The organism is Mycobacterium szulgai, assembly GCF_002116635.1.
Lineage (GTDB): Bacteria > Actinomycetota > Actinomycetes > Mycobacteriales > Mycobacteriaceae > Mycobacterium > Mycobacterium szulgai.
Map to the genome: position 1 here is coordinate 1 of NZ_LQPW01000092.1, position 1772 is coordinate 1772.

Sequence of the window (1772 nt, forward strand, 5' to 3'; positions counted from 1 at the left end):
TGGAGACCACCGACGACATCGACGTGATCCCCACCCTCATCCGCGACCACTCTGATCTCGACACCCTGGCCGACGCCTTGGCTCAGCTGCACACCCACGGCCACAGCCCGTCATGGACCAGCCTGTATCCCGGCGCCCACACCATCGCGCTACCCACCTACCCCTTCCAACACCGCCCCTACTGGCTCGCCCCGGTCGCGGCCCCAAATACGGCCAGCGACCCCGCCGAAGGCCAGTTATGGGATGCGGTGGACAGCGACGCAGTCGATGCCGTCGCGCAGGTATTAGGTCTGCAAGCCAGCGCCCAAACCGACTCGCTTCCAGCGGTGGTGACCGCCCTGCGACATTGGCGCCAACACCTGGCCCAACGCTCCCGGGTGGACAAGCTGCGCTACCAGGTGAGCTGGCAAGCCGTCACCCCGGCCAGCTTCCCCCCGACCCGGCCACGATGGCTGGTCGTGACCCATCCCGGCCAATCCAACGACGCCTGGGTGCAGGCTCTGGGGGCGCGTTTTTCCGACGAATTCCGCACCGCAATTGTGGATACCGACGGTCTGGACCGAGACCAGTTCGCTGCGCTGCTCCAAGAACAGGCCACCCTCCACGATTGCGACGGCGTGCTGTCGCTGCTGGCCTTGCCCGATCACACCGACACCACGCCAGGCCCCTCGACCGGTGTGTTGTCCACCCTGGCCCTGGTGCAGGCCTATGGCGATAGCGGGCTGAGTCTGCCGTTGTGGGTGCTTACTCAAGGCGGTGCCCAAGTAGACACCGACGACTCACCCCTGACCTCCAGCCAGGCCGCCGTGTGGGGGCTAGGCCAATCGGTCTGTTTGGAGCACCCCGACTGGTGGGGCGGACTCATTGATGTGCCCGCGACCCCCACCGCGCCCGACATCCAACGCCTACACACGATCCTGACCTGCCCACAAACCGAAGACCAACTGGCCCTGCGCGCCCACGGGGTGCACGCACGACGCCTGCGCCACGCCCCGCTGCCCCCCGAACACCGACCGCGCTGGAAACCTTCCGGCACCGCGCTCATCACCGGCATCACCGGCCAACTGGGGCCGGGCATCGCCCGCTGGCTGGCCGAGGCCGGCGCCTCCCACCTGGTGTTGGCCAGCCGCACCGCCGCGCACGATCCTGACGTAGCAGCACTACAAGAAGAACTCCACACCACCGGAGTGAGCACCACCGCGATCTCGGTCGACCTCACCGACAGCGCCGCCGTCACCGCGGCCATCACCCAGATCCGCACCCAACACGGACCCCTCGACACCGTCGTGCATGCGGCAGCGTTTCTGGGCTGGGCCCCCATCACCGAGGTCACCGCCGAGGAATTCCACCACACTTACCTGGCCAAGGCGCTGGGCGCAGAAAACCTCATCACCGCCCTAGGCGAGCAACCACCGCAGACCTTCATCCTGTTCTCCTCGGCCGCAGCCACCTGGGGCGGCACCCGACAAGGCGCCTACGCCGCGGCCAACGCCCACCTCGAAGCCCTGACCACCCAACTGCGCGCCCGCGACTGGCATGCCCTGGCCCCAGCCTGGGGAACCTGGGCCGATGAGCGCACCAGCTCCCAAGACACCCTGGACTACCTGGCCCGCATCGGACTACACCAGTTCTCCGCCGACACCGCCTTCGCCGCACTACAACAATCCCTGGACGCCGACGACACCCTGATCACCCTCGCCGACGTCGACTGGGACCAATTCCAAGACGTCTTCACCACCCGCCGCGCCCACCCCCTGCTCACCGACCTGGTC

General features: G+C 67.7%; 1 protein-coding gene. It reads left to right on the forward strand.

The window, feature by feature from the left end; all coding sequences use genetic code 11:
- Positions 1 to 1772: beta-ketoacyl reductase (locus tag AWC27_RS14685; protein ID WP_139837006.1), on the forward strand; the 1772-nt coding region annotated here is incomplete at both ends.